Source organism: Phenylobacterium sp. (assembly GCF_965229015.1).
Lineage (GTDB): Bacteria > Pseudomonadota > Alphaproteobacteria > Caulobacterales > Caulobacteraceae > Phenylobacterium.
In genome coordinates this window covers 2,238,391-2,259,906 of sequence record NZ_CBDDIM010000001.1, presented here as the reverse complement: position 1 = coordinate 2,259,906, position 21,516 = coordinate 2,238,391, and the positions used below count along the sequence as shown (strand labels likewise).

Sequence of the window (21,516 nt, the reverse complement as noted above, 5' to 3'; positions counted from 1 at the left end):
CCGACAATCGCCCCGTGGGCGAAACCGCTACCAGTCGAAATGCGCCTCGGCAACGGCCCACGCGCTGTGCGGGGCGCCGGGGCCTGGTTTCAGCCCTAGATCGTCCCGACCGTCTTCAGCCGGGCCTTGGGATGGACCTCGTTCTGGCTCATCACCGGGGTCTGGCCGCGGAAGCGTTCGATGATCGAGCGGACATAGGGGCGGACCTGCGGGCTGGTGAGCAGCACCGGCGAGTCGCCGTTGAGCGCCGCCCGCTCGAAGGCGTCGCGCACGCCGCGGATGAAGTCCTGCAGGCGCGAGGGCGCCAGGGACAGCTGCTTGTCGTCGCCATTGCCCATGAGGGCGTCGGCGAAGGCGTTCTCCCACTCGGCCGACATGGTGATGATCGGCAGGGCGCCGTCCTCGCCGCGATGGGCGAAGGAGAGCTGGCGCGCCAGGCGTCCGCGGACCTGTTCCACCAGCAGGGTGATGGACTGGGTGTGCGGCGCGGCCTCGCCGATGCCCTCCAGGATCGAGGGCAGGTCGCGGATGGAGACCCGCTCCCGTAGCAGGGCCTGCAGCACGCGCTGGATGGTGGTGGCCGAGACCACCTGGGGCACCAGGTCGTCCACCAGCTTCTTCTGGTCGGGCCCCAGGTCCTTGAGCATCTTCTGCAGCTCCGCGTAGGAGAGCAGGTCGGGCATGTTTTCCTTCAGGATCTCGGTCAGGTGGGTGGTGAGCACCGTGGCCGGATCGACGATGGTGTAGCCGCGGAAGGTGGCTTCCTCCCGCAGGCTGTCGTCCACCCAGGTGGCCGGCAGGCCGAAGGCCGGCTCGCGGATGTGCTCGCCGGGCAGCTCCACCTGGCCGCCGCGCGGGTCCATGGCCATCAGCGACCCCAGCCGCACCTCGCCGCCCCCGGCCTCCATCTCCTTGATGCGGATCATGTAGCCCTGGGAGGGCAGGCGCATGTTGTCGAGGATGCGCACCGCCGGCATGACGAAGCCGTAGTCGGTGGCCAGGGTCCGGCGCAGGGCCTTGATCTGGTCGGTGAGGCGGCGGCCCTCCAGGTCGTTGATCAGGGGCAGCAGGCCGTAGCCCAGCTCGATCTTGATCTCGTCGATGGCGAGCGTCTGGCTGATCGGCTCTTCCTGCTCCTCGGCGGTGGGCGCCGATACGGTGAGGGAGTTCTGCTCGGGCGCCTCGGGCTTGGCGTGACCGCGCCGCCAGGCCAGGCCGCCGGCCGCCAGGGAGACGATGGCGAAGGGGATGACCGGCATGCCGGGGATCAGGGCCACGACGCCGGCGGTGGCCGAGACCATGCCCAGCGCCACGGGGTTCATAGCCAGCTGGGTCACCAGGGCCTTGTCGGCCGAGCCGTCTACCCCGGCCTTGGACACCAGGAAGCCGGCGGCGATGGAGATGATCAGGGCCGGCAGCTGGCTGACCAGGCCGTCGCCGATGGTCATGATGGTGTAGGTGGCCGCCGCCTGGGCGATCGGCACGTGGTGCTGGATCACCCCGATCAGGATGCCGCCGATGACGTTGATGGCCACGATGATCAGGCCGGCCACGGCGTCGCCGCGGACGAACTTCGAGGCGCCGTCCATGGCGCCGAAGAAGGTGCTTTCCTGCTCCAGCTCCTTGCGGCGCTTCTTGGCGACGTCCTCGTCGATCAGGCCCGCCGACAGGTCGGCGTCGATGGCCATCTGCTTGCCGGGCATCGAGTCCAGGGTGAAGCGGGCCGCCACCTCGGCGATCCGCCCCGAACCCTTGGTGATGACCACGAAGTTCACGATCACCAGGATGGCGAAGACGATCAGGCCGATGGCGAAACTGCCGCCGGTCATCAACTGGCCGAAGGCCCCGATCACCTTGCCCGCGCCGTGGGCGCCCTCGTGGCCGTGGCCGAGGATCAGGCGCGTGGAGGCCACGTTCAGCGCCAGGCGGAACAGGGTGGTGACCAGCAGCACGGTCGGGAAGGCGGTGAACTCCAGCGGCCGGGTGATCAGCAGGGAGGTCATCAGGATCAGCACGGCGCTGGTGACCGAGAGCGCCAGCAGTCCGTCCAGCATGAAGGCCGGAATGGGCAGGATCAGCAGGACGATGACGCCGATGACGCCGATGGCCAGGGCCACCTCGCCACGCGCGATCCAGCTCCACAGCTCTCCGGGGGAGGGCCGATTGGTGCCGTAACCTGCGGGGACGTCAGCCATGGAAGAGGTCCGAAGCGTCCGTCCTCCGAGCGGGGGGACGGACCGGGAAAACGAAGGTCAGGCGATCAGGCGGCGTTGGCGCCCATGCCCTGGGGCGCGGGGACCGAGACGCCGGCCTCGGTGTATTCCTTCAGCTTGTTGCGCAGCGTCCGGATGGAGATGCCCAGGATGTTGGCCGCGTGGGTGCGATTGCCCAGGCAGTGCTCCAGGGTGTCGATGATCAGCTGCTGCTCCATGGTGGCCACGGTCTGGCCCACGAAGGCCCGGGTGGCCGACTCCGCGGCGGTGGCTGCGGCGTAGGCGGCGCGCGAGCCGGGGTCGGGGGCCGCCAGGGGCTGGCCGTCGGGCAGACGGATGGCGGCCTCGTCGATCTCGGGTCCCACCGCCAGCAGCACCGCGCGGTGCATGGCGTTCTCCAGTTCGCGGACGTTGCCCGGCCAGCGGTGGGCGGCCAGGCGGCGCTTGGCCTCCCCCGACAGCGGGCGCTCGGCCACGCCATTGGCGGCGGCGTATTTCTTGACGAAGAATTCGGCGAGCGCGACCACGTCGCCGGGCCGCTCGCGCAGGGCCGGCAGGCGCAGGTTCACGACATTGAGGCGATAGAGCAGGTCCTCGCGGAAGGTCTGGTCCTTCACGGCCTGGACGAGGTCGCGGTTGGAGGTGGCCAGGATGCGGATGTCCACCTTGACCGGCTTGGAGCCGCCCACCCGGTCGATCTCGCGCTCCTGGATGGCCCGCAGCAGCTTGGCCTGCAGGCGCACGTCCATCTCGCTGATTTCGTCCAGCAGCAGGGTGCCGCCGTTGGCTTCCTCGAACTTGCCGATCCGCCGGGCCACCGCGCCGGTGAAGGCGCCCTTCTCGTGGCCGAACAGCTCGCTCTCCAGCAGGTTCTCCGGAATGGCCGCGCAGTTGACCGAGATGAAGGGCTTGCTGGCGCGGCGCGACTTCTGGTGCACGTAGCGGGCGATGACTTCCTTACCCGAGCCGCTCTCCCCGGTGATCAGGATGGAGGCTTCCGAGCCCGCCACCTGGTCGGCCAGCGCGATCACCGACTGCATGGCCGCGTCGCGGACCACCATGGGCTTGTTGTCGTCGGAGACCGCCGCCAGGACCGCGGCGATCATCTCCGCCTCGGGGGGCAGGGGAATGAACTCCTTGGCGCCCGCGCGGATGGCGTCGCCGGCCCGCTTGGGATCGGCGTCCACCCCGCAGGCCACCACCGGCACCCGGATCCGCTCGGCCTCGTTGGCCGCGATCAGGGCGGCGATGTCCAGGTCGTAGTCCACCAGCAGCAGGTCGGCGCCCTGGCCGGCCCGCAGGGCGTGGGTGGCCGCCGCGATGGTCTCCACGTGGCTGACCTTGGCGCCCGCCGACATCGCCATCTTCACGGCGGTGGACAGTTGTCCGTTCAGTTTTCCGACGACCAGAAGCCGCATGCTCAAATCTCCTCAGACACCCGCCGCCATCAGGCCGCGGTGTCGCCGTCCTTGATGATTTCCGTCATGGTCACGCCCAGGCGTTCGTCGACGATGACGACCTCGCCCCGGGCGACCAGACGGTTGTTGACGTAGATGTCGATGGCTTCGCCCACCTTGCGGTCGAGCTCCAGCACGCTGCCGGAACTCAGCTGCAGCAGCTGGGCCACCGACATGGTGGCGCGGCCCAGCACCGCGGAGATGGACACCGGGACGTCGAAGACCGGAGCCAGGTCGCTGGCGGTCTTGTCCTCCATGTCCATGGACATGTCGGCGAGGGGATCGCCGGCGGCGAATTCGTCGAGTTCGAGTCCGTTCTCGGCCATGGGGATCAGCCTTCACTTCCAGGAATAAGGGGTTCTGCGTGCAGGCCCTCGGCGGCGAGCGCCGCATCGAGGACGGCGGCCACGCGGTCTGCGGCGGCGGCGGGGTCGTAGGCGGCTGAGCCGTCCCCGAAGTCGAGGGTGAAGGCGGCCAGGCCGAAGCCGTCGGCCGGCTTGATATGGATGGCCCCGGCATAGCCGATGCCCTGGGCCACCTCGGCCAGCAGCGGCTCCAGCGCCGCGGCCAGGTCGGGGGCGGCGGCCACCACCAGGCGGGGCGCGGCCTCGATCTCGCGGGCCAGGGACTCGAAGGCCGCCTGGATCGGGGCCTCGGGGAAGCGCAGCAGGGCCGCGTCGGCGATGGCCTTGGCGCAGGCCAGGGCCAGGTGGGCCGAGCCCAGCCGGTGGTCATGGGCGACTTCGGCCAGGGTCGGCAGGGCGGCGCGGGCGGCGTCGGCGATCTGGGCCAGGGCCTGGGCCTGCAGGGCGGCCATCGAGGCCAGGCCGCGGCTCTCGCCCTCGGCCAGGGCCGCCTGGCGCACGGCCTCGACCTCCTCGACGCTGTAGGCGCGCTTGGGCCGGGGCGCGGCGAAGGCCACGTCCCCGGAGCTGTCGAACACCGTGTCGAAACCGAACTTCTCGTGGGGGATGGGATCGGACATCAGTAGATCAGCTCATCGTCGGTGCCGGAGCCGGCCAGCATGATCTCGCCCTTGGCGGCGAGGTCCTTGGCGACCTGGACCATGGCCATCTGGGCCTGATCGACGTCGCGCAGGCGCACCGGACCCATGTTCTCCATGTCCTCGCGCATGATCTTGGCGGCGCGTTCGGACATGTTGGAGAAGAACATTTCCCGCAGGGAGTCCGACGAGCCCTTGAGGGCCAGGCCCAGCTGATTCTTCTCCACGGCCCGCAGCAGGGTCTGGACCCCGCCGGGATCGAGCTTGGAAAGATCCTCGAAGACGAACATCAGGGCCCGGATGCGCTCGGCGCTCTCACGGTTGCGTTCCTCCAGGGCCGCGATGAACCGGGCCTCGGTCTGGCGGTCGAAGGCGTTGAAGATGTCGGCCATCATCTCGTGGCTGTCGCGCTTGGAGGTGCGCGCCAGGTTGGACATGAACTCGGTCCGCAGGGTCTGCTCGATCTTGTCGAGGATCTCGCGCTGCACCGGCTCCATGCGCAGCATGCGGGTGACGCACTCCAGGGCGAAGTCCTCGGGCAGGGCGGCCAGCACGCGCGCGGCGTGGTCGGACTTCACCTTGGACAGCACCACGGCGACCGTCTGGGGGTATTCGTTCTTCAGATAGTTGGCGAGCACCGCCTCGTTCACGTTGCCCAGCTTGTCCCACATGGTGCGACCCGCCGGACCGCGGATCTCCTCCATGAGGGTGTCGACCTTCTCCGGCGGCAGGAAGGCCGCCAGCAGGCGCTGGGTCTGCTCGAAGGAGCCCATGATCGCGCCGGCGCCGGACATGCCGGAGATGAAGTCCACCAGCAGCTGCTCGACCACCGAGGCCGCCACGTTGCCGAGGCCGGCCATGGCCTGGGAGATCTCCTTGATCTCCTCGTCGTCCAGCTGCTGCCAGATGGTGCCGTGGTCCTCGCCGAGCGCCAGCAGGATGACGGCAGCCTTCTCCGGCCCGCTGAGGCGGGCGACGTCGGTGATCGCCTTGCCTTTGGAGCCGACGGCCATCAGGTGGTCTCATGCAGCCAGGTTCGCAGCAGCGACACCGACTCTTCGGGGTGGCTGTCGACGAACTCGGCGACGCGTTTGACGGAGGAGGCCTTCACCTGGCCCTCGATGCGGGCGATGTCGATCCGCGACTCCAGTTCGTTGCCAGGGCCGGGCAGGGCCAGGGGCTGGCCGGTGTTGGGGTCCACCGCCACCTGCATGGGCTGGCCATCGGCGGTGGTGATGATGCGGGTCATCTGCGGGGCGCTGGCCATGGTCAGGGCCGGCAGGCCGCCGCCGCCCCCACCCCCGCCGCCACCGCCGCCGCGCAGCATCGGGCGGACCACGAAGAACATCATGGCGAGCGCGGCGATGGCCATGATGCCCAGCTCGACGGCGCGCATGATGTCGTTCTTGTCGAAGCCCATCAGCGGGTTGGCCGCCGTGGTGCCGTCGGCGTCCACCGGCGCGGGGAAGCGGACATTGACCACGGTGACCTGGTCGCCGCGGGTCTGGTCGTAGCCGACCGCGGTGCGCACCAGCTGCTCGATGCGCTGCATCTCCTGGGCGCTGCGCGGGGTGTAGGCGCCGGGCTTGCCGTCCTTGCCGGGGGCGGTGATCCCGTCCACGGCCACGGCCACCGAGACCCGCTTCAGCTGGCCGGGCTCCTTCACCTCGGTGCGGGTGGTCTTGGAGATCTCGTAGTTGGTGGTGGATTCGGTGCTGCCGCTGTTGGAGACGCTGTTGTCGGCCTCCGAGCCCGTGCCGCCGGGGATGTTGTTGGCCGCCGAGGCTTGGCCGTTGGAGCTGGGCGCGTTTTCCTTGGCGGTCTGTTCGGTGGTGGATTCCGAGCGGATCACCTGGCCGTCCGGATCGAACTTCTCCTCGGCGATGGTGACGCGCGACAGGTCGAGGTCGGCGGTGACGTTGACGCGGGTCTTGCCCGGGCCGACCACGCCCTCCACCAGGGACTTGATGGTCTTGGCGATGCGCGCCTCGACGTCGCTCTTGCGGCCGTCGGCGGCCATGGCGTCGCCGGCCTCGCCGCCCGACAGGGTCTTGGCGTGCTGGTCCACCACGGTCACGCGGTCGGGCTTCAGGTTGGGAACCGCGCCGGCCACCAGGTTCTGCATGGCCCGCACCTGGTCGGCGCCGGGCTCACGCCCGCCGACCCCGATGCTCACCGAGGCCGAGGGTTGCTCGGCCTCTTCCTCGAACAGTTCGCGCTTGGGCAGCACCAGGTGGACGCGGGCCGAGGTGATGCCGTCCAGGGCCTGGATGGTGCGGGCCAGTTCGCCTTCCAGGGCGCGCTGGCGGTTGAGCTGCTGGACGAAGTCGGTCTGGCCCATGGCGTTGCCGCCGTCGAAGATCTCGTAGCCCACCGAGCCGGAGGTCGGCAGGCCCTTGGAGGAAAGCATCAGGCGGGTGGCGCCCACCTGGTCGCGGTCCACCAGGATGGTGGAGCCGTCGCCCTTGACCTCGTACTTCACATTGCCCTGGTCGAGGGCCGCGGTGATGGAGCCCGCCTCTTTGAGATCAAGGTTCGAGTACAGCAGGGCCTTGGGCTGGCCGAGGTTCATGCTCAGCGCGACGGCCGCGGCGACCACCCCGATGCCGATGCCCAGCATGGCGGCGAGACGTCCGATACCGAACCGTTGCAAGGCGGCGACGAAACTGTTCAACGCGAGGCCGCCCCTGTTTCCAAACAGGCGGGCTCTCACAGACTGCGCCCGCCGCTAGGCAGGATTTACCCAGTGCTTGGTAAACGCCGCGTTTACATCTGGCCGACGCTCAACTCAGATCGGGGACTCGATGTCGCACCTCGAACCCCTTGCCGGGTCGGGAATCAGCCGCCCCAGGGGATGATCGGGCCCCAGGGGATCAAGGCGCCCCACAGGCCCAGCACCACGGAATAGGCGGCGTAGAGCAACACCGTGAAGGTGAAGCCCGCCTTGCGCAGCTGGCTCCAGCTGTCGACCCGGCGCCCGCCGCGCCAGACCATGGGCGCCATGCCCAGGGTGGCGGCGGTCAGGAAGGCGGCCACCAGGGCGCAGGCCGAGGCGATCACCAGGGCCCCGCCGGGCCAGCTGTACATGACGTTGGCGATGTCGCCGGTCTTCGACGCCCAGGCGATGAACAGCAGGGTCGCGGTCAGCCACAGGGCCGCCTGGGTGTTCTGGATCAGGCCGGCGAGGCTCTGGATCGAGGTCTCGCGGAACTCGCGGCGGTTGCGCAGCAGGATCCCGCCCAGGGTGGCCGCCGCGGCCAGCAGGCTCAGCCCCGACAGGATCAGCAGGGCGCTGGGGCGGTACCAGAAGCCGACGCGTTCGAAGGTCGTCGCGCCGTTGGCGGGAATCATCCGCACGGCCTTGCCGCCGTCGAGGTCGAAGCTCAGCCGCTCCCCGCCGGTGCTGGCGACGAACTGACCGCTCGCCGGGTCGCCCACGGGAACCCAGCTGCGGGTGGGGCCGCTCAGTCCGGCCGAGGTGACCAGCCGGCCGTCGTCGGTGACGCGCACCGAGACCCCGCTGATCAGGCGTCCCACGAAGGACTCCAGGCCGTAATAGGCCCGGCGGGTCCCCAGATAGTAGCCCTGGTAGATGTCGCGGCTCTCGGCCAGGGCCGGAACGCCCTTGCGCGGGAAGGGCTGGGCCGGGGCGTAGAACTGGGCCACCACCCGGTCGGGCAGGCGCTCGGCCAGGTCGGAGCCGGTGTCGGTGTTGGTGCTGATGAACACCCCAAGCTTCAGGTCGGGGACCACCACCATGTTGGACATGAAGGACAGGGTCGCGCCGGCGTGGCCGAAGCCCCGGTGACCGCCGGGCAGGTCATAGGCGATGAAGCCGTGGCGCCAGCCGTTGATCCCCGGGGCGGTCCGGCGCAGCGGGGTGTTGAAGGCCTGGGCCGTGCGGGGGCCGTAGATCGCCGCCCCGTCGAGGGTCCCGCCGTTCAGCAGCATCTGCATGTAGCGCGCCATGTCGCCGGCGGTGGAGGAGGCCGATCCGGCCGGGGCGACATGGCCGATCAGCTCGTAGGGCCGGGCGCCATAGCCGGTGGCCGTCCAGCGGTAGCCCTGGGAGACGTCGCGCTGCAGCGCCTGGGGCATGACCGCCGGCAGCAGCGGGGTGGCGGGGCGGACCTCGCGGAAGGTGGTGTGGTTCATCGACAGCGGCAGGAGGATCTCCTCCTCGATCAGCCGCTCGAAGGGCTTGCCGGCGACATAGGACACAGCCTCGCCGGCCAGGGCCGCGCCATAGTTGGAATAGCTGGCGAACTGCCCCGGCGCATGCACCCGGCGCGGGCGTTCCTGCCGCAGGTAGCTGCCGAGCGATCGTTCGCGGGCCGGGTTCTTCTCGAACAGCTGGCCCAGGGCGCGGTCCTCGAAGCCGGCCGAATGATCCAGCAGGTTGCGCACCCGGATCGGGGTGCGGAAGCCCTGGTCGCGGATCTGCAGCTGTTCGGGCAGGTAGAGGTTGATCGGCTGGTTCAGGCGGATGCGGTCGGCCTCCACCTCCTTCATCAGGGCGATCCAGGTGAAGGTCTTGGAGATCGAGCCGATGCGGAACAGGGTCGTGTCGGGATCGACCTTGCGGGCCGGCGACAGGCTGGCGAAGCCGTAGCCCTTCTTCAGCACCACCTGGCCGTTCTGGATCACCGCCACCGTGACGCCCGCGATGTGTTCGCGGTCCATGGCGTCCTTCACCACCCCGTCGACATAGGCCTCCAGCTCGGCCGGCGGCAGGCTCTCGCCGCTCGTCAGGCGCGCGCCGGACGGGGCGAGCGGCAGGGCGGGGGCGATGGGGGTCAGGCTGGGCGTCGCCGGGGTCGTGGGCTTGGCCACGATGCGGGTGGCGGGGCGGACGGCGGGCTTGGCCGGGGTCCGCAGCGCCTCGTAGGGAACCGGGCCTTGAGGGGTGGCGGTCGCGGCCGGGGCGGCCGTGTCCTGAGCGGCGGCCGGGGCGGCCAGGAGCAGGAGGATCGCGGCGGCGGCTTTGGCGACGAAATTCATAGGGGATCGGCTTCGGGTGAGGGGCTGGCGTCCCCTTGTAGAGCCCCGGGCGCGGTCTTCAACCCGCCGCCGGCCGCAATTGGGGACAGGTTGTCACCCTTTAGGCGGCGGTCCCTGCGGGAAGGGGTAGAGGGGCAGCATCGGGCGCAGCTGCGGGCCGATCCAGACCTGGGGTTCGGAGGGCGGGGTCATGCCCTCCTTCTTCTCCCGCGCCGCCACGCAGGCCTGGATTCCCCGCCCCAGGCTGGGGAAGTCCTGGGCGCCGGGGGTCGACTGCAGGAAGCACTCGTCGAAGAAGGGATACTTGTTGGCCTCGCCGCAGCCGAAAGAGGTCCGGTCGGGCCGCGCGGCGGTCAGGATCATGCGGTTGGGCTGCGCCAGCTCCGGGATGAAGACGCCGGAGAAGCAGGCCGAGATCACCACCACCGTCGGCCGCTGGCCGCAGGTGCGGTCCAGGATCGCGCCCAGCAGGGGCGGCGGCAGGATGCTCTGGTCCACCAGCACCCCCTGGGGCGCCCCGTGCGAGGAAAAATAGACCAGGCAGCCGCCCTGGGCCTTGGGGGTCAGCTGGGCCAGGGCCTCATAGATGGCCCGGGGCTCGGACTTGCCCGGCCGGATGTCCTTGTAGCGTTCCGGCCGCACCGAGAACTGGCGCAGGTTGGCCTTGTCGAAGCCGATCCGCTCCAGCTCCTGGGAGACGTCGCGGCGGGCGTTGTCGAAGGCCTCGGAGGGACCGCCGGAATGGGCGTGCCAGTCGCCGGCCACCACCACGGCGGCCCAGTCGGCGAAGGGGCCGGCCGCGGCCAGCGCCGGGGTCGTCCAGCCCAGCAGCAGGGCGGTGAGGACGCCGAGGAAGCCGCGGCGCGCGCTCATCCTATTTCTTGTAGTTCTGGAAGGGGGTGGGGACCGCGGTGCCGGTGGCCTTGGCCACCAGCCGCCCTTCGGCGTCGTAGAGCTCGCCCTCGGTGAAGGCGATGGTCCGCCCCCACTTGGCCACCCGGCCGATGGCCTTCAGGGTTCCCGGCAGGGCGGGCCGGTAGAAGGTGGTCTTCATCTCGGCGGTGGGGGCCACATGGGTCATGCCCGAGGCCACCATGCAGGCCGTCGACATGGCCTCGTCCAGCATGGCGCAGAGATAGCCGCCCTGGATCTGCTTCATCGGGTTGAGCAGCAGCTCGGCTCTGGCCTCGAAGGCGACCTCCACCGACTTCTCGGCCTGGCTGACGGCCACCATGCGGAAGCCCAGGGTCTGGGATCCGGTGGGCTGGTTCTTGGAGCGCAGGAAGCGCGCCAGGATCGCCTCGTCGGTCAGGGCCTCGGGTTCCGGGGCTGCGACGTCGGTCATGGGTCAGGCGCTCACTTCTTGCGGAATTGGTCCAGGGAGACGACGTTGGCGGCCTCGGGATCGACATCGCCCTCGGCGGCGGGCGCAGGCGCCTTGTCGCCGCCGGCCGCGGCGGCCTCGCCGGCCGCGGGCGTGCTCTCGAAGGACAGCAGGAACTGGACGCTGGGATCGTAGAACCGCGTCACCGCCGCGTAGGGCACCGACAGCCGCTTGGGCTGGCCGCCGAACTTCAGGGTGACGGAGAAGAAGGTCTCCCCCGGGGCCAGGTCCCAGTACTGGTGCTGCAGGACGATGGTCATCTCGTCGGGGTACTTGCCCAGCAGGTCGGCGGGGCCGGAGACGCCGGGCGCCTCGCTCTTGAAGGTGATGTAGAAATGATGCGCGCCCGGCAGGCCGTCGGGAGCCGCGGCGCGCTTCAGGGCGGCCTTGACCACACCACGCAGCGCTTCCTGAGCCATCGCCTCGTAGTGCATCTGGTCTTGGGCCGGCGGGTCCTGAGCCATGGAGTCTCCGAGGGGCGCTATTCAACTGCCCGAAGGGTAACGCCTCCCGCCGTCCGCGCAAGGCGCAGGCGAGTCAAAACCCACGATGGGGCGTCGGCGCCACGGCCTTGGCGCTCGCGGCGGAACTGCTTATTCGGGTTCTGACCGGGGGCCGCCTTCACCGCACATGCTGTTCGCATCGCCAACCTTCCTGTTCGTCTTCCTGCCCCTGTGCCTGGCGGCCTATTTCGCCGGGCCCTCGGTCAAGGCCAGGAACGCGATCCTGCTGGCCGCCTCCCTGGTCTTCTATGGCTGGGGCGAGCCGGTCTACGTCCTGCTGATGGCGGGCATGACCCTGGTCAACTACGCCGCGGCCCTGGCCATCGACGCCCGCGACGGGGCGGCGCGCCAGCGGGCCCTGGCCCTGGCCGCGGGGATCAATCTGCTGGCCCTGGCGGTGTTCAAGTACGCCGGCTTCATCGCCCTGACCCTGGGCCTTCCGGTCCCGAGGATTCCCCTGCCGCTGGGGATCTCCTTCTTCACCTTCCACTGCCTGTCCTACCTGATCGACACCTATCGGCGGCGGTTCCCGGCCAATCGGGACGTCACCCAGGTGGCGCTCTACATCGCGCTGTTCCCGCAGCTGATCGCCGGACCCATCGTTCGCTACAAGACCATCGCCAAGCGCCTGGCGGTCCGTCGCCACAGCCTGGGCCGCGCCTCGGCGGGGATGCGGATCTTCATCATCGGCCTGGCCCAGAAGCTGCTGATCGCCGACCCCATCGCTCCCCTGGCCGACGCGGTGTTCGACCACGCCAAGGCGCCGGGCCTGATCGAGGCCTGGCTGGGGGCGGGCGCCTACGCCCTGCAGATCTATTTCGACTTCGCCGGCTACTCGACCATGGCCATCGGCCTGGGGGTGATCTTCGGCTTCACCCTGCCGCGGAACTTCCGCACCCCCTACGCCTCGGCCTCCATCACCGAATTCTGGCGGCGCTGGCACATCAGCCTGTCCACCTGGTTCCGCGACTATCTCTACATCCCGCTCGGCGGCAATCGCGGCCCGGCCTGGAAGACCTGGCGCAACCTGATCGTGGTCTTCCTGCTCTGCGGCCTCTGGCACGGGGCGGCCTGGACCTTCGTCCTGTGGGGCGCCTGGCACGGCGTCTTCCTGGTGCTGGAGCGGGCGGGGTTGGGACGCGTGCTGTCCCGCCTGCCGCGGCCGGTCGGCTGGGCCTATGCCCTGGCCGCCGTCACCCTGGGCTGGGTGCTGTTCCGCAGCCCCGACATGGGCCGTGTCCTCGACCTCTGGACCGGCATGGCCGGCCTGCGCGGACTCGGCGGCCTGCAGGCGGCGACCCACGCGGCCCTGCAGCCCCTGCACCTGTGGCTGCTGCCCCTGGCCGGCGCCCTGGCGGTGTTCGGCCTGCCCGGGGGCCTGCGGCGGCTGCGCGGCCTGGCCTGGGCCGACGCCGCCGTCATCGCCCTGCTGCTGGCGCTCTGCCTGCTGAAGGTCGCCTGGGGCGCCTACAGCCCCTTCCTCTATTTCCGGTTCTGAGGGGAGGGACGCCATGCCGCTCATGACCCGCTCCCGCCGACCGCTGATCCTGGCGGTCCTGGCCGTGCTGATCGCCCCGGTGATCGCCCTGCCCCTGGTCCCCTACCGAACGGTGTCCCTGCAGGAGAACCGCCGCCTGGCGCCCGCCCCGGCCCTGCCGCGCACGGCCGGCGAATGGCGTACCCTGCCGCGGGCGATCGACGCCTGGCTGGCCGACCACTTCGGCTTCCGCGATCCGATGATGCGCGCCGCCGCCCGGCTGCAGCGCCGCCTGGGCGGGGAGGGGGACGCGGCGGCCGCCGTGACGGGGCGTCGGGGGCAGATGTTCCTGGTGGAGGGCCTGCTGCGCTCCACCGGCCAGGAGATCGATCCGGCCCGAGCCGCCGACTACGCCGCCTTCGTCTGCGAGGCCAAGGCCAAGCTGGCCGGGGCGACCGTGGTGGCCGGTCTCGCCCCGTCGCCGGCCGAGATCGAGCCCGACCTGGCCCCGGACTGGGCGGGACCGGCGAAATCCCCCACCGAATACGACCTGATCCTGCGCGGCCTGGCCCGCTGCGGCGTCACCACCGTCGACCTTCGCCCCGTGCTGCGGGCGGCCCGCGCGGACGGCCAGGTCTACCGGCGCCTCGATAGCCACTGGAGCCTTCGCGGCTCCCTGGTGGGCTACAACCGGATCGTCGAGGCCATGGGCCAGCCCGGTTGGCGGATCGACCCCAAGGCGCTCTCCTGGACGACCGTCCCCCTCGACAACGGCGACCTGCCGCGCCTGGCCGGCCAGACGCCGGGTATCGAACAGGTGGAGATCCACGACCGCACCGGCCTGCCGCCGGGCGCCGGCCGCGCCCTGCTGCCGGGGCTGGCGGCCCGGGCGGCCCAGCCCTTCGTGGTGGACACCGGCAAGCCGGGCCCCACGGTGTTGATCATTGGCGACAGCTTCACCGCCGATCCCATGCCGCCCTATTTCGCGCCCTTCGTGGGCAAGGTGGCCTGGATCCACGAGGACCGCTGCGCCTTCGACTGGCGGGTGGTGGGCCAGGTGAAGCCCGACTACGTGCTCTTCCTGCCCGCCGCGCGCGAAGCCGTCTGCGCCGGGGCCAGGCCCGCGCACTTCAACTGATCTTGGGAAGGAAAGGTGGAGGGCTTCTGTTGCAAGGCGCCCTCCGGGCCCCGCCTAGCGCTGCTAAGACGCTAGGAGTTTAGGTCGAAATCTATCGGGTCGCTTACGCGGCCAAACGGACTTCTTCAGCGAAGTTATCGTTCGCATTTAGATTAAGGCCCGAAACGGTGGGCCAAGCCGGAAGAAAGCAACACCTTTAGACGTCTGTCGATGCTGATCGGCCCCGCACTTGCCCGCGATAACCGGGGGAAGATTTGGTGGAGCCGCCGGGAATCGCACCCGGGTCCAGTCCGCTTATTATGTGCGCGTTTATCCTCATAGTCGGGCCGAAACCCGACAGGACACATATAGGCGCGATGGGTTCACATTTGAAGAACCGATCGAAAAAAGCCCCCCTTCGCCGCTCACGATGCGCCAACGGCGCGGCGGTTTCGCGGATCGCCGCGCTTTCTGCGCCAGCGGGTTAGGGACCCGGCGCGGAGGTTGGCTAGGCTTGCCCATCGCTGTTCCGCTCCTTAGGGCCTTCACAATGCATCCGCTGCTCTACGCCGCCCGTCCCCTGGTGATGGATTTCCTGGCCACCATCGTCTTCCTGATCCTGGTGGCCCTGAAGGTCGATCCAACCCTGGCCGCCGGCGTGGCCATCGCCATCGGGGTGGGGCAGGTGGCGGTGCTCAAGCTCACCGGCCGGCCTGTGGCGCCCCTGCAGTGGCTGGGCCTGGGCCTGGTCCTGGTGTTCGGCACGGCCAGCCTGCTGACCCACGACATCCGCTTCCTGATGGTCAAGCCGACGGTGATCTACCTGCTGATCGGCGGCGCCATGCTCCAGCGCGGCTGGATGCTGCGCTACATGCCCCCCATCGCCGCGGGCCACGCCGAGGATGTGATGGTGGCGTTCGGCTATGTCTGGGCGGGGCTGATGTTCCTCAGCGCCGTGGCCAACGCGGTGGTGGCCATCGCCTTCACCGACCACTGGGTGGCCTTCATGGCGATCTTCCCGATGGCCTCGAAGATCGCTCTGTTCGCGGTCCAGTACCTTACCACCCGCGCCGTCGTCCGCCGCCGCATCCTGGCGGCCCGCGCCGCGCCGGAGGCGCTACCGGCCTGAGCCTCAGGCGCTCGCGCGGTCGGCCTTGGCCCTGGCCAGGAGGTCCCCGATCAAGGTCTCCTTGTAGCGCTTGAGCAGTGCGAAGGAGCGTTCCACCTGGTCCCGGTCGCCGGTGACCAGCAGCTCCATGGCCAGGCCGCGCATGGCCGCCATGTGCAGGCCGACCATGGCCTCGATGGCCTCGCGGTCCTGGACGCCGATCTCCTGGGCCAGGTCCCACATGCGCTCGCGGCGGTTCTGCTCGATGCTGTTGAACATGTCGGGCAGCTTGGCGGCCAGCACCTGGTCGGAGCGGGCGGCCATCATGATCTCCAGCTTGGCCATGGCCGGCGCCTGGGTCAGCATCCGCCACGTCAGGTCGGTGCGCGACATGAAGTAGGCCAGCTTGTCGTCGTCGTCGTTCAGGGCCGGCGGCTGGCTGGAACGCTCATCGGCGCCCGAGGCGTAGGCCACCACCGCCAGCATCAGGTCCACCTTGGACGGGAACTGATGCAGCATGCCGCCGCGGCTCACCCCGGCGGCCTCGGCGATGGTCGAGAGCGTGGTGGCCGAATAGCCCAGGCGGTTGAGGCAATCGACAGCGGCGTCGATCAGCCGGGCGCGCATGCTGGCGGTGCGCTCGGCCTGGCTGCGCCGGACCTCCGTCGCGGTGACCGCCTTGTCCGTCATGATCCCTGGGTCCCTAGCCTGTCGCCAATCTGGCGGCGTTCCGCAGCGACAGGCAAGCGCGCGGAAAAGGACGCCGGCGCGGGATGCGCGCCGGCGTCAGTGCCCAGACGATCTCTGTGACCGTGTGGGAGGACCTCGGTGATGGGTGAAACTTCGCGCCCGATATCGGAGCGCGACGCCTGCGCGAACCTGCGCAGACGCCGGCGCCGAAGGTGAGCCATGACGCCCGCGACATCCTTGCGGAGCCGCCGGCGCCGAGCCGTCTGAATGTCAAATTCATCCACGTCAAAACTGACCAGAGCAGCTCGATCCATAAGTGGGCCGAGATGCAAATATTTCTAAATCTATCAATAAAAACAAAGACATACTGGCGATGAATGGATCGCCTGCCGTTTCCAAATCCCCGTCTGGGCCAGACCTTCTCCAGACCCCGAGGGGCTTGGCCGGTCGGCCGCGTTTCGTGCAGGGAAATGACCACCCCGAGCGGGCGTCGTCAACAAACAAACCGACCAAACGGTCTGTTTTTCACGAACCTGTGTCAGCCCTAGAAGCGTTCCGCCCCGCGGGTGATGGACAGCACCCCGGTGCGCGACAGCTCCACCAGGCCCAGCGGCCGCATCAGGTCGACGAACTTGTCGATCTTCGACGAAGCGCCGGTCAGCTCGAAGATGAAGCTGTCGATGGTGGTGTCCAGCACCTTGGCGCGGAAGATGTCGGCGATTCGCAGGGCCTCGACCCGGTCGCCGCCGGAGCCCTTCACCTTCACCAGGGCCAGCTCGCGCTCCAGGCCGTTCGGGTCGCGGGAGATGTCCTGCACGTGGCGGGTGGCCACCATCTTCTCGAGCTGGGCCTCGATCTGGGCCAGGACGTGGGGCGTGCCGCGGGTGACGATGGTGACGCGGCTGGTGTGGGCCCGGCGGTCGGTCTCGGCCACCGTCAGGCTCTCGATATTGTAGCCCCGCGCCGCGAACAGCCCGACCAGGCGATGCAGAACGCCGGGCTCGTTGTCCACCAGGATGGCGAAGGTCGCCAGGCTCTCGGCCTCTTCCGAGGGCGTCAGGTCATAGACGGAGGCGGGCTGGGTGTCGGACATGCGGGGTCTCGCGGAAAGCTTCGGCAACGACCTCTCACATGCGCGCGGACGGGGCAACCTCGCCGGGCTCGGGGGCGAGCCCCTCCGGGGTGAGCGCCTCGGGATCGCCGCCCCGCTCGATGCCGGCGCGCGCGTGGGCCAGTTGCTGGTCCAGGCGCCGGATCTGGGCCAGCAGGGCCTGACGCTCGGCCATCCAGGGCCAGTGCGGGCTGGTGCGGCCCCGCGGCAGGGTCTCGCTGAGGAAGGCCAGCATGGCCTGGCGGCGCTCTGCCTCGGTGGGGGGCTGAGCGGCCGCGGCGGCGATGGCCTCGCCATAGAGCGCCTCCAGCCGGTCCAGCATCGGCTCCAGATCGGCGAAGCCGCGCACCCGCTCGCTCACCCGCCCGGCCTCGGCGGCGTCGTAGAGGGCGATCTCGGCGGCGATGGCCTCGACCGTCACCGGATCGACCAGGCTGCGCAGGCCGAAGTTCAAGTCGCGCAGGCGCTCGACATTGTCGGAGGTCACCAGCCCCGCCAGGCCACGGGCGTCGCAGACGATCACGGCGGCCCCGGCGCAGAGGGCCTCCAGCGCCATGCGGGCGGTGGCGAACACCAGATCGTAGCCCACGAGCTCGGCCTCCGGCGTCGCCACCAGCCGGTCGGCGCCATGGCCAAGCACGTCCAGCGTCACGCCCATCTTCCGGCAGGCCGCCTGCAGGATCGGCAGCTGGGCCTTGTTCTTGGTGAAGGCCAGGGCGGTCCGGGGGCGCTTCTTGCCCAGGGCGGCCGGCCGCGCGGGGATGCGCCGCAGGTCCACGGCGTTGTGGAGGATCTCCACCCGCTCGGGGGGGATCTGCTCGATCTGGACCAGCCGGTCGCGGACCGCCTCGTCCACGGCCAGGTAGCGGTGAACCTGCGGGAACTTGACCGGGCGCTCCTGCCAGAAAGGCCAGGCGTGCGACAGGGTCACCACCGGGACCTCCGGAAAATGCAGGATCGCCTCGGCGGTCTGGACATAGTGGTGCCCGTGGATCACGTCCGGCGTCTCGGCGAGCTGACCAAGGTCGGAGATCACCGACACCCCCCGCTCGTGAATCTCCCGGGCCGCGTCCCCCAGGTGCGGCGAGTAGACGATCGGCCGATGTCCGCGGCGCTGGAACCCGAGCGCCAGGTCGCGGACAACGCTCTCGGTGCCGCCGCGTCCGTCGAGCCAGACATTGGTGATCAGGATCTTCAACCCGGGGCCGGTCATGCGGTCACCGCGGCCAGCGCCAGGGCGATGGGCTCGACATGGCTCCACCGCAGCACCGAGGCGTAGAGCCCTCCGGCCACCCGCGCCTCGCCATACTGCTCGTAGAGGGGTTTCTCCCCCGGGGCGGGGCGAAGGTCCCGCAGGGGGAGGGGGGCATGCAGGGTTTCCCGCGCCAGGACCTCGGGGCCGCCCACCGCGATCACCTCGTCCAGGTCGTCGGCGATCTCGGGAAAGGCCTGGGCCAGCCGCAGCTTGCGCGCCACCTCCTCGTCGGTGAGCGTCAGGCGCAGGCGCTCGGGACCCGGCCGACAGATCCCCATGACGGTGGGGACCACGGGATAGTCGAGCACCTCGACAGCGTGACCCAGCCGCGCGGCGGCGTCCTCGGCGGCGAGCCGGACGGTGACGTGCCAGAGGTCGTGGGCGGCGTTATAGAACTGCCAGGAGTCGGTCACCACGCGGCCGATCCCGCGCGCCACGAAGCTGTCGGCCAACTGCCGCGCCAGATCGCGGAAGGGCGCAGCCTCACCGGCCAGGATCCACTCATAGACCTCCCGGTCCAGGTGCTGGCCGAAGACCTCGGCCGGCGTGGCGCCCAGTTCCCGCGCCAGGCCCCGGCTGGCCTCGACCCGGCTGCGCGAGGTCCCGCTGCGGGATCCGGAGGTGAGAATGAAGACAGACGGCCGCGTCTGCTCGATCCATTTCAGCAGCCGCAGCTCATGGCCGGGATGGGCGACGGCCAGGGCCGTCGGACGCGTCTCGGCGTGACCAGAAGGGTTGCTCAAGACACAGAACTCGTCGACGGCGGGGGAGGCGCCGGACCAACCAGCGGGGAGGCGCCTGCCTAGAGGTTAAGTAATTCGATTACCACGCATTTCGGCGTTCTCCCACCCCGAGCCGTCCTGGCCATGGGGCCCCGCTACCAGGGGTCGCGTTTCCCCAGGGCGCGCCCTCTCCGCCGGCCGTCTCCGTCGAAATCTCTGGCCTTCCCCGGCGCCGATGGCGGAGAACAAGCGCGACAACAAACACGGGAGGCCTCGGGCCATGGCGATTTCACTCTACGACGTCAGCGTCACCTCATTCCTCCAGGTCCTGGGGGGCGTGTCGGGCTTCCTGGACCGGGGCCTGTCCCACTTCACGGACAACAACATCGACCCCAACGAGGTCGTCGACGTGCGGCTGTTCCCCGACATGCTGCCCTTCTGGTTCCAGATCTCCTCGGTGGCCCACCATTCCATCGACGCCATCGAGGGCGTGCGGGCCGGGACCTTCTCGCCGGGCGGGGCGTCTCCGCCCCTGACCTACGCCGACCTGCAGAAGCTGGTGGCCGACGCCCAGGCCGGGCTCAAGGCCCTGGATGCGGCCGAGGTCAACGGCTTCGAGGGGCGCGACATGGCCTTCGTCATGGGCGAGCGCCGCATCCCCTTCACCGCCGAGGGCTTCCTGCTGTCCTTCTCCCTGCCCAACCTGCATTTCCACGCCACCACCGCCTACGACATCCTGCGCACCCGGGGCGTGCCGCTCGGCAAGCGCGACTATCTGGGGGCGATGCGCGTCAAGACGTAGGCTTGCCCTGGGGGCCCAGGTCGGCATGCTGGAGGCATGCATGCAGACCGGGCCCGCATCGCCGCCAACCTCGCGGCCTTCCCGCGCATCGCCCTGGAGACGGGCGCGCGCCGGCGGGCCGCCGTGGCCATCGTGCTGTCGTCCCGGGACGGTGAGCTCACCTACCTGCTGACCCGCCGCGCCCTGACCATGCGCCGCGGCGCGGGCAACTACGCCCTGCCGGGCGGCAACCTGGAGCCCGGCGAGGACGCGGTCACCGCCGCCATCCGCGAAACCTCGGAGGAGCTGGGGGTCGCCATCACCCCGTCGGAGGCGCTGGGGATGCTGGACGACTTCGAGACCCTGGGGGGTCACGTGGTGACGCCGGTGGTGTTCTGGAGCGAGGAGACGTTGAGCCTCAATCCCGATCCCACCGAGGTGGACCGCGCCTGGTTCGAGCCTGTCGAGCGCCTGAACCATCCCGACGCGCCGATGAGCGAGGCCCATCCCGACGGCGGCGAGCCGATCCTGCGGATGTTCGCCGACGACAACTGGATCAACCCGCCCACCGCCGCCTGGCTCTATCAATTCCGCGAGGTCGGCCTGCACGGCCGGCTCATCCGCGTGAGCCGGATCGGCCAACCGGAGTGGACGGCGCGCTAGCTGGCCTTAGAGTGGGCGCTATCGGATTTTCAGAGCGGCGAGAGACCGCACAGGAGAGGGAGCCAATGGCCGCCAAGACATTTCCCGTGGAAGCGGGGCACATCCTTATGTTCGCCCGATCGGTCGGCGACGATAACCGCGTCTATTCCGACGCCGACTACGCCAAGACCACCGAGGCCGGCGGCATTATCGCGCCCCCGACCTTCGCCCAGGCCAGCGCCCAGTTCGATCCCGACTACGGCCTGCGCCCCAAGATCGGCCAGCCCTGGTTCGGCTCCGGCAAGAACGCCACCGGCCGCGCACCCGGCGGCGGCGGCGGCGGGGGAGGGGGCGGCGGCGGCCTGCACGCCGAACAGCACTTCGAGTATCACCGTCCCCTGCGCGCCGGCGACGTGCTCACCGCCACGACGACGCCCGGCAAGACCTGGGAGAAGGAAGGCAAGCGCTCCGGCAAGCTGGTCTTCTCCGAGAGCGTCACCGAGTACCGCGACCAGAAGGGCGAACTGGTGATCACCGCGCGCGGCGTCGGTGTCCGCACCGAACGTCCCGTCGAGCAGAAGTAGGGGAGGCTGTCATGGCGCTCAGCGCGAAATCACTGAAGGTGGGCGACGCCCACACCGCCCGTCTGGTGGAAGACCTGAAGCGGACCCAGATCGTCCAGTACGCCGGCGCGTCCGGCGACTACAACCCGCTGCACACCGACGAGATCTTCACCACCCAGGTGGCCGGCTATCCGTCGGTCTTCGCCCACGGCATGCTGACCATGGGCATGACCGGCAAGATGCTCACCGACTATGTCGGCGACGCCCGCCTGACCAAGTACGGCGTGCGCTTCACCAGCCAGGTCTGGCCGGGCGACACCCTGGACGCCACCGCGACCCTGAAGGCGATCACCGAGAAGGACGGCGCCAAGATCGCCGAGTTCGACGTCAAGACGGTCAACCAGTCCGGCGTCGAAGTGCTCAGCGGCTACGCCGAGGCCCGCATCGACGACTAGGACCAAGGGGCGCGGCGGTTCGGCCGCCGCGCCT

The 21,516-nt window shown here is 69.8% G+C and carries 21 protein-coding genes and 1 other RNA gene; 7 read left to right on the top strand and 15 right to left on the bottom strand.

Annotated elements, in window-relative coordinates; genetic code table 11:
- Positions 1-95: 95 nt before the first annotated feature.
- The 10 genes from flhA to ACO06I_RS11340 form a co-directional block, all read right to left on the bottom strand.
- Positions 96-2,195: a flagellar biosynthesis protein FlhA gene (flhA, locus tag ACO06I_RS11385; protein ID WP_421932684.1), complete on the bottom strand. Its 2,100-nt coding sequence runs from the start codon at positions 2,193-2,195 to the stop codon at positions 96-98.
- Between the two features lie 65 nt (positions 2,196-2,260).
- On the bottom strand, positions 2,261-3,631 hold the full coding sequence (locus tag ACO06I_RS11380; protein WP_421932683.1) for a sigma-54 interaction domain-containing protein: 1,371 nt from the start codon (positions 3,629-3,631) through the stop codon (positions 2,261-2,263).
- A gap of 29 nt (positions 3,632-3,660) precedes the next feature.
- Entirely contained in the window at positions 3,661-3,996 is a 336-nt protein-coding gene (gene fliN / locus ACO06I_RS11375) for a flagellar motor switch protein FliN (RefSeq protein WP_421932682.1), read from the bottom strand.
- Between the two features lie 5 nt (positions 3,997-4,001).
- Complete coding sequence (locus ACO06I_RS11370) at positions 4,002-4,655, bottom strand: flagellar assembly protein FliH (protein ID WP_421932681.1); 654 nt, start codon at positions 4,653-4,655, stop codon at positions 4,002-4,004.
- A complete protein-coding gene (gene fliG, locus ACO06I_RS11365) occupies positions 4,655-5,686 on the bottom strand; it encodes a flagellar motor switch protein FliG (protein ID WP_421932680.1) in 1,032 nt (343 codons plus the stop codon). Before fliG ends, ACO06I_RS11370 begins: the two co-directional genes overlap by 1 nt.
- The gene (gene fliF, locus ACO06I_RS11360) at positions 5,686-7,347 is read right to left on the bottom strand and encodes a flagellar basal-body MS-ring/collar protein FliF (RefSeq protein WP_421932679.1); all 1,662 of its coding nucleotides are present in this window, start codon (positions 7,345-7,347) and stop codon (positions 5,686-5,688) included. Before fliF ends, fliG begins: the two co-directional genes overlap by 1 nt.
- Before the next feature lie 164 nt (positions 7,348-7,511).
- Complete coding sequence (locus tag ACO06I_RS11355) at positions 7,512-9,674, bottom strand: serine hydrolase domain-containing protein (RefSeq protein WP_421932678.1); 2,163 nt, start codon at positions 9,672-9,674, stop codon at positions 7,512-7,514.
- 93 nt (positions 9,675-9,767) lie between these two features.
- Positions 9,768-10,547, bottom strand: a complete 780-nt coding sequence (locus tag ACO06I_RS11350; protein WP_421932677.1) for a C13 family peptidase — start codon at positions 10,545-10,547, stop codon at positions 9,768-9,770.
- 1 nt (position 10,548) lies between these two features.
- Positions 10,549-11,019: a PaaI family thioesterase gene (locus tag ACO06I_RS11345; protein WP_421932676.1), complete on the bottom strand. Its 471-nt coding sequence runs from the start codon at positions 11,017-11,019 to the stop codon at positions 10,549-10,551.
- 11 nt (positions 11,020-11,030) lie between these two features.
- On the bottom strand, positions 11,031-11,522 hold the full coding sequence (locus ACO06I_RS11340) for an SspB family protein (protein ID WP_421932675.1): 492 nt from the start codon (positions 11,520-11,522) through the stop codon (positions 11,031-11,033).
- 166 nt (positions 11,523-11,688) lie between these two features.
- On the opposite strand from ACO06I_RS11340, the gene ACO06I_RS11335 reads away from it, so the two are divergent.
- Both ACO06I_RS11335 and ACO06I_RS11330 read left to right on the top strand, forming a co-directional pair.
- Complete coding sequence (locus ACO06I_RS11335) at positions 11,689-13,059, top strand: MBOAT family O-acyltransferase (protein WP_421932674.1); 1,371 nt, start codon at positions 11,689-11,691, stop codon at positions 13,057-13,059.
- 13 nt (positions 13,060-13,072) lie between these two features.
- Complete coding sequence (locus ACO06I_RS11330; protein WP_421932673.1) at positions 13,073-14,176, top strand: alginate O-acetyltransferase AlgX-related protein; 1,104 nt, start codon at positions 13,073-13,075, stop codon at positions 14,174-14,176.
- Positions 14,177-14,190: 14 nt separating this feature from the next.
- Here ACO06I_RS11330 and ssrA read toward each other — a convergent pair.
- Positions 14,191-14,553, bottom strand: a transfer-messenger RNA (tmRNA) gene (ssrA, locus tag ACO06I_RS11325).
- A gap of 152 nt (positions 14,554-14,705) precedes the next feature.
- On the opposite strand from ssrA, the gene ACO06I_RS11320 reads away from it, so the two are divergent.
- Positions 14,706-15,284: an inner membrane-spanning protein YciB gene (locus ACO06I_RS11320; RefSeq protein ID WP_421932672.1), complete on the top strand. Its 579-nt coding sequence runs from the start codon at positions 14,706-14,708 to the stop codon at positions 15,282-15,284.
- Between the two features lie 3 nt (positions 15,285-15,287).
- Here ACO06I_RS11320 and ACO06I_RS11315 read toward each other — a convergent pair whose 3' ends face one another.
- From ACO06I_RS11315 to ACO06I_RS11300, 4 genes are all read right to left on the bottom strand, one after another.
- On the bottom strand, positions 15,288-15,953 hold the full coding sequence (locus tag ACO06I_RS11315; RefSeq protein WP_421932671.1) for a TetR/AcrR family transcriptional regulator: 666 nt from the start codon (positions 15,951-15,953) through the stop codon (positions 15,288-15,290).
- Between the two features lie 544 nt (positions 15,954-16,497).
- The gene (gene ilvN / locus ACO06I_RS11310) at positions 16,498-17,046 is read right to left on the bottom strand and encodes an acetolactate synthase small subunit (RefSeq protein ID WP_421932670.1); all 549 of its coding nucleotides are present in this window, start codon (positions 17,044-17,046) and stop codon (positions 16,498-16,500) included.
- A 34-nt stretch (positions 17,047-17,080) separates the two neighbouring features.
- Positions 17,081-18,277: a glycosyltransferase family 4 protein gene (locus ACO06I_RS11305; protein ID WP_421932669.1), complete on the bottom strand. Its 1,197-nt coding sequence runs from the start codon at positions 18,275-18,277 to the stop codon at positions 17,081-17,083.
- Positions 18,274-19,062, bottom strand: a complete 789-nt coding sequence (locus ACO06I_RS11300; protein ID WP_421932668.1) for a hypothetical protein — start codon at positions 19,060-19,062, stop codon at positions 18,274-18,276. Before ACO06I_RS11300 ends, ACO06I_RS11305 begins: the two co-directional genes overlap by 4 nt.
- Positions 19,063-19,321: 259 nt before the next feature.
- Between ACO06I_RS11300 and ACO06I_RS11295 the strand changes: the two genes are divergently transcribed.
- From ACO06I_RS11295 to ACO06I_RS11280, 4 genes are all read left to right on the top strand, one after another.
- Positions 19,322-19,843, top strand: a complete 522-nt coding sequence (locus ACO06I_RS11295; protein ID WP_421932667.1) for a DUF1993 domain-containing protein — start codon at positions 19,322-19,324, stop codon at positions 19,841-19,843.
- A 36-nt stretch (positions 19,844-19,879) separates the two neighbouring features.
- The gene (locus ACO06I_RS11290) at positions 19,880-20,485 is read left to right on the top strand and encodes an NUDIX hydrolase (protein WP_421932666.1); all 606 of its coding nucleotides are present in this window, start codon (positions 19,880-19,882) and stop codon (positions 20,483-20,485) included.
- A gap of 65 nt (positions 20,486-20,550) precedes the next feature.
- A complete protein-coding gene (locus ACO06I_RS11285; protein WP_421932665.1) occupies positions 20,551-21,048 on the top strand; it encodes an FAS1-like dehydratase domain-containing protein in 498 nt (165 codons plus the stop codon).
- A gap of 11 nt (positions 21,049-21,059) precedes the next feature.
- Positions 21,060-21,482 carry a MaoC/PaaZ C-terminal domain-containing protein gene (locus tag ACO06I_RS11280; protein ID WP_421932664.1) on the top strand — a complete coding sequence of 141 codons (423 nt, stop codon included), beginning with the start codon at positions 21,060-21,062 and terminating at the stop codon, positions 21,480-21,482.
- Positions 21,483-21,516 lie beyond the last annotated feature (34 nt).